The organism is Sphingopyxis sp. (assembly GCF_036402335.1).
GTDB lineage: Bacteria > Pseudomonadota > Alphaproteobacteria > Sphingomonadales > Sphingomonadaceae > Sphingopyxis.
Genome location: NZ_DASWTD010000451.1, coordinates 1 through 5,392 on the forward strand (window position 1 = coordinate 1; position 5,392 = coordinate 5,392).

Consider the following 5,392-nt stretch of genomic DNA (forward strand, 5'->3'; position numbering starts at 1 on the left):
GAAGATGCGGTCAAGCTATTGGACGGTGCCAGCGGCCGAGGTGGGTAGATTCGCGACCAACTATATGATCATGGGCGACAAACATTCGCCTCTCGACCCGGCTGCGACGTCGCCCTTCCTGAACCCGCCGAGCTTTCCTTACGGCGGGGCCGGACTTGTCATGTCGGCGCGCGACTATGATCGCTTTTTGCATATGCTGCAAAGCTACGGCCAACTCGACGGCGTCCGCGTCATGAAGACGGCGACGGCCAAGCTTGCGATGTCCGACCTGCTGCCCGAGGGGGTCGAATTTACGGGTACCGAGGGGCCGACCGGCGCAAAGCTGGGTTTTGGCGCAGGCGGATTCGTCGTCAAGGCGAGTGCCGATCCGATGATCGCCGGTGCCTATGGCTGGGGAGGCGCCGCCGGAACGGTCGCGTGGGTCAATCCGGTCAGCAAGGTGCGGGGCGCGATCATGGTCAATTATTTCCCCGGTGAGAAATGGCCGATCCGTGATGAGACGCTCAAGGCGTTGACCTCCGACATGACGCGATATGGTTTGAAGCGATAGAACAGAGTTTTCACTCCGAAAGAACGAGCAGCCGGGGTAACCGCTTAACGCTCCGGCGCGGTAGCAGATGGTAAGTCCAGTGCAGGATATCCTTGATCCGATGTTTCGCGGCGCCGCAACGGCGCTGTTCGGCCTGTGGATAGCGGTCCTTTGGCGCGACTATCGCAACCTCCTGTCGGCGCGCGTCGCGATCGCGATGAACTTCGCGATCATCGCCTATCTGCTGGCACCGGCTTTTCGTCCTGCTTCGCCGTTCAGCTTTCCCTTTGTGCTGTTCGACGCGTTGCCCCTGGCGGTGCCGGCGCTCTTTTGGCTTTTTGCACGGCTCTGGTTTGACGACCGACAGTGTATCGACTGGCGCGACGGGTTGCTGATGGCCATCTTTGCCGTGCTGCTACTCGCGCAGGTTGCGGCGATCGTAACGACGGGGTGGTTTAGCTGGGAGATCTGGCTGCTCGTGCGCGGAGGGATGCTGGGTTTCGCGCTCGGCGGGATATGGATCGCATGGCGGGGGCGCGCCGCCGACCTGATCGAGGAGCGGCGCAGTTTTCGTCTCGCGGTAGTCGGGGCGATTGGTGGCTTCATCGCGTGGATCACCTTTTTCGAAACCTTTCCGAATAGCGACGGGCATTATGGCTGGGGCCAGATCGCAATGCCCCCGGCAATCCTGATCGCGACCTTCATTGTGTCGGTGGCGCTCTATCGTTTCCGTTCGGCAGAGCTGTTTGCAGCGCCCGATGCTCCGCCGCCGCAGGTGAAGCCCCCAGTCACGCCATCGCCGCTCGCGCGACGGCTGCAGGCGGTGATGGCCGAGGAGCGCGCTTATCGCGCCGAGGGTTTTTCGATCGCAGCACTGGCGGCGCGGCTCGGCGAGCCTGAGTATCGCATCCGCCGGGCCATCAACGGCGAGATGGGATTCCGTAACTTCACTGCCTTCCTGAACAGCTTTCGCCTCGACGAAGTGCGCGCCGCGCTCTCCGATCCGGCGCAGCAGAGCGTGCCGATCCTGACCATCGCGATCGACGCGGGCTTTGGCTCGCTCGGCCCCTTCAATCGCGCCTTTCGCGACGCAGAGGGAATGACTCCGAGCGAGTATCGCGCGGAGCAGCTGATCGATTCCAGAATCGGCTAGCCGATTTTCGATATTGCGGAGCCGGGCAAGCGCAAACCTGCTCGGAGGCGGCATCCCTCTCGAAAAGGATGCCCGCATGATCCTCGATTTCCCGCCGCTCGCCATCCTTATCGAAAAGGGGCCGGGCATGTTCGTCGTCGACTTTTCCCGCTATTTCATCGTGGCGGCGATTACCAGCGCGGTCGTTTGGTGGCTGCGCCGAGGCCGGCTGGCGACGCGCAAGATTCAGGCGCGCGAGGCGACCACGGCCGATATGCGCCGCGAGTTTTTTCAGTCGATGCGCTCGATCGGCGTCTATATCGTCCTGGGGCTTTTCTTCCTGTGGGCTTTCGGGAGCGTGGGGCTTTACCAATTCAACGGCAGCCATGGCATCGCCACCGACCTGGCGTTGCTCGCGGCGACGATCGTCGCGCACGACGCTTATTTCTATTGGGCGCACCGCACGATGCACCACCCGAGGCTGTTCAAATTCTTCCACCGCGCGCATCACCGCTCGGTGACCCCGACAGCGTGGGCGATTTACAGCTTTGCCATTCCCGAATCGATCGTGATGTTCGCTTTCGTTCCGCTGTGGCTGATCATGGTCCCGGCGCCGATCTGGGTCATGTTCCTGTGGGCCAATTTCCAGCTCGTGCGCAACGCGATGGGGCATGCCGGTTTCGAACTCCACCCCCGCTGGTGGCTGTCATCGCCGCTGACGCGCTGGATCAACACGACGACGCACCACGACCTGCATCACAGCGGCAGCTTCAACAAGAATTACGGACTGTATTTTACATGGTGGGACAAATTGATGGGAACCGAGCATCCCCGCTATGCCGAACGCTTCGCCGAAGTGGTTGCCGACCGCAGCGTCGCCCCCGTACCTGAGCCCGTGATCCTGGACGGTGAAACATCGCCCGCCACAGCCTAGCTCGCCACGAAGACGCGGCCTCAGAATCTCTTTCGGACCGTCAACCGTATCACGCGGCCAAGCGGATCGACTTCATCGTGCGTATACCCCGCAGGGACGCTGCCATCGTCCAAGGTGACCCGGCGGTAGCCGTTGAAGAGATTCTGGATATCGAATGAAAGTTTGAGATCGTTGATCAGCGCTCCCTTCTCTACGGGTCCGAACAGTTGATCGGGTTCAAAAAACATCGAAAGGTTGAAAGCCATCGGCGGTTTGAAATGGAAGGTTCGATCAGCGCTGCGTACTGCAGCCGCGCTGCTCCAGTTTCCATTGAGGTTCGCGCCGACGCCACGTTTACCTACCGTGATCTGCAACAACAGATTGTGACGCGATTGACCGCTGTCGGTCAATCGGTCGACGCTCGGAATGCCGGCGCGGGTTCGCAGATCGTTCTTCAACCGCATACTATGGTTGAGCGAGACAGATATTTGCAGCGGGTCGGCAAGCGCCATTTCCTTTACCGCCTTCGCATCGTTTCGTCCGGAGAGGCGGAGAGAGATGCCGGAGGTCAATGTCGCATCGGTTTCACGGGCAAGGTTGATCGCGCGGGCATCTACGGCGACCAGCCGTCCTTCGGCGTCGCGCGTCACCCTTTCGGGAAAGGCCGCCTCGATGACGGGGGTGAGTTCGGGGAAGGCGGAAATTGCCCCTTTCGCGACCGACTGCCGGTAGCCGACGCTCAGCGTCAGGACCTGGTCATTGAAAGGCCGCACATTGGCATCGAAGGAAAGGCTTTGCATGCTGCCGCCGCGAAGATCGGGATTCCCGCCCGTAATCCAGACCGGCTCGGCAATCTCCCCCCGCCGATAGTCGAAAATCCGGTTGATCCTGGTCACGATCGGGCCGTTGAGCAATACGAATGTGGGCGATATCTCGACATAATCCAACGATCCTCGAAACTGCACAATCGGCAAGGGCGACCAGTTCAGGCCGCCGTTGAACTGCTTTTGCAGCGGAGCATTGGCCATCGTCTGACCACTCATCGACAGATCGAGCGAAATATCTCCCAAAGGGCCGATCTCCGCCACGCCGCGTTGCGAGATCGGTACGCCCAGCGATATCTGTCCATCCGCCTGCTGTCGCTTCGACACGGATCGCGTGGCGGGATCTTCGCCATTATCGTTTTGCCGTCTTTCGGAACGGTTCCGGCTGGCGTTCAGCGAAATGTTCAGCGACAGGGGGCCGGCCGGCAGATTGAGGATGTTCTTCTGTGCCTGAATCCGTCCGATCAGATTTTCGCTGTTCGAACGGTTGCGGGTCACGAGCAACAGGCTGGCATCCCATATCCCATAGGGGTTGAAATCTGGGTCGCCCGCATCGATCAATCGCTGGACACGGTCGACGTCAACGCCCCGTTCGAGCAGGTTGTTGTTCCAGTTGCGCGAATAATTGACGCCCGCACTTGTTTGCCAGCCCGCGATCACGCCATTCACGGTCAGCGATCCGCCAAAGGACTTCGAACTATTTTCGGCGCGCAGCGCGCGTTCGCCGGCGAACGGGCGCGTCAGCATGACATCGCGCGCAAAGGGCGTCCACCGACTGCCCGCCGGGATAACCACCGAGGCCATCGGCAGCCCGCTCAATCCGTCGCTGCTGCTGCGGTTCGCGTTGAGATTCAGCGAAACCGAGAAATCACCCATTGGCCGGGTGATGCCGATATTGAGCGACATGTTGCGCCGCGCCGACAGGAAGTCGTCATAAGCATCGGGATCAAGCGCGTGTCTATTGTTCGCGGTGGCAGCGAAATCGGCGAGCGTCGGCACCTCGGACAAGGCGCCGGGCGGGATCGCCGCGACCGTTACCGGCGCCCCGGCGATCCCGCTGAGCAACGGGTCGATTTCGCCGCCATCGATAGCGGAAATAAAGCCGGTGCCGTCGAACACGCCCGCCCGCGGCGGCACATTCCGGGCAGTTTTTCGCAGGGCACTGTCGCTGCCGATGCGGGCATTGATGTTCCAGCGGGTGTCGCCACTGATCGCTGTCTGGCCGGCGGACAGGCTGACGCCATATTGCCCCCCTGCGGTTGCCCAGTTCGCGCCGGCGTCGGCATTCAGCATGGAAAATTTCTTCTTGAGGACGAGGTTGACCACGCGCCGTCCAGGGGCTTCTCCATATTGCGCCGCCGCCTCGGGCTTCAGCACCGCCAGCCGCTGAAGCGCCTCCGTGGGGTAGGACAGGATCGACTGATCGAAGCCCGCCGGCTTGCCGTTGATCAGAATGACGGGCTGATCGCCGCTGCTGTTGAGGAGCGGCGCCAGCCGGATCAGCAATTCCTCGATGCTGTCGGACCCATGGCTGGCGATTTCGTCTTCGCCGAGTTCGCTCTCGGCGGCTACCTTGGCTTCGCCATAACGGTCGGCGGTGACGACGATTTCATCGTCGGGCGCGTCATCGTCAGGCGAGGCGGCCTCTTGCGACGCCGCCACTGCATCGTCATCACCCTTGTTCGTGTGGGCGTTGGCTACCGGGCAGAACCACGCGGGAAGCGCGGCGAAAGAAAAAATGGCGAGGCGGATCCGTCTCATAAGGGCGCGCCAGCATCTTTCAGTTGTACGCACCTCCCAAAAATGGCCCCTGCTCCGCATCTGAACAGGCCGCTGCAAGCAATAGCGACAGCATTGCGAAGCAGGAAACCCGTCTGTCGAATCATTTGTAGCGGTTGCAATCCAATGCTTATCCCAAAACAGAAAAGTTAAGCGTGTTTTTCATCCTGTGTTCGCGGTTCACGCCGACCCTGGTGCGCGCATCAAGTCGTAAC

Annotated in this window: 5 protein-coding genes; 4 read left to right on the forward strand and 1 reads right to left on the reverse strand. The window is 61.1% G+C overall.

Annotated features, from left to right (window positions below):
• From VGD20_RS14620 to VGD20_RS14630, 3 genes are all read left to right on the forward strand, one after another.
• A partial coding sequence (locus tag VGD20_RS14620; protein WP_331135145.1) for a serine hydrolase occupies window positions 1-550 on the forward strand: 550 nt, incomplete at its 5' end.
• Window positions 551-629: 79 nt separating this feature from the next.
• Window positions 630-1,682 (forward strand): helix-turn-helix domain-containing protein, encoded by a 1,053-nt coding sequence (locus VGD20_RS14625; protein WP_331135146.1) that lies wholly within the window; start codon window positions 630-632, stop codon window positions 1,680-1,682.
• A 76-nt stretch (window positions 1,683-1,758) separates the two neighbouring features.
• On the forward strand, window positions 1,759-2,595 hold the full coding sequence (locus VGD20_RS14630) for a sterol desaturase family protein (protein ID WP_331135147.1): 837 nt from the start codon (window positions 1,759-1,761) through the stop codon (window positions 2,593-2,595).
• A 20-nt stretch (window positions 2,596-2,615) separates the two neighbouring features.
• On the opposite strand, the gene VGD20_RS14635 is transcribed toward VGD20_RS14630, so the two are convergent.
• Complete coding sequence (locus tag VGD20_RS14635) at window positions 2,616-4,397, reverse strand: hypothetical protein (protein ID WP_331135148.1); 1,782 nt, start codon at window positions 4,395-4,397, stop codon at window positions 2,616-2,618.
• On the opposite strand from VGD20_RS14635, the gene VGD20_RS14640 reads away from it, so the two are divergent.
• Window positions 4,353-5,330 carry a hypothetical protein gene (locus tag VGD20_RS14640; protein ID WP_331135149.1) on the forward strand — a complete coding sequence of 326 codons (978 nt, stop codon included), beginning with the start codon at window positions 4,353-4,355 and terminating at the stop codon, window positions 5,328-5,330. The genes VGD20_RS14635 and VGD20_RS14640 overlap by 45 nt on opposite strands.
• Window positions 5,331-5,392 lie beyond the last annotated feature (62 nt).

Bases quoted from the DNA above. Each gene is read 5' to 3' on its own strand.
- VGD20_RS14630 (WP_331135147.1), top strand. From the start codon at position 1,759: ATGATCCTCGATTTCCCGCCGCTCGCCATCCTTATCGAAAAGGGGCCG.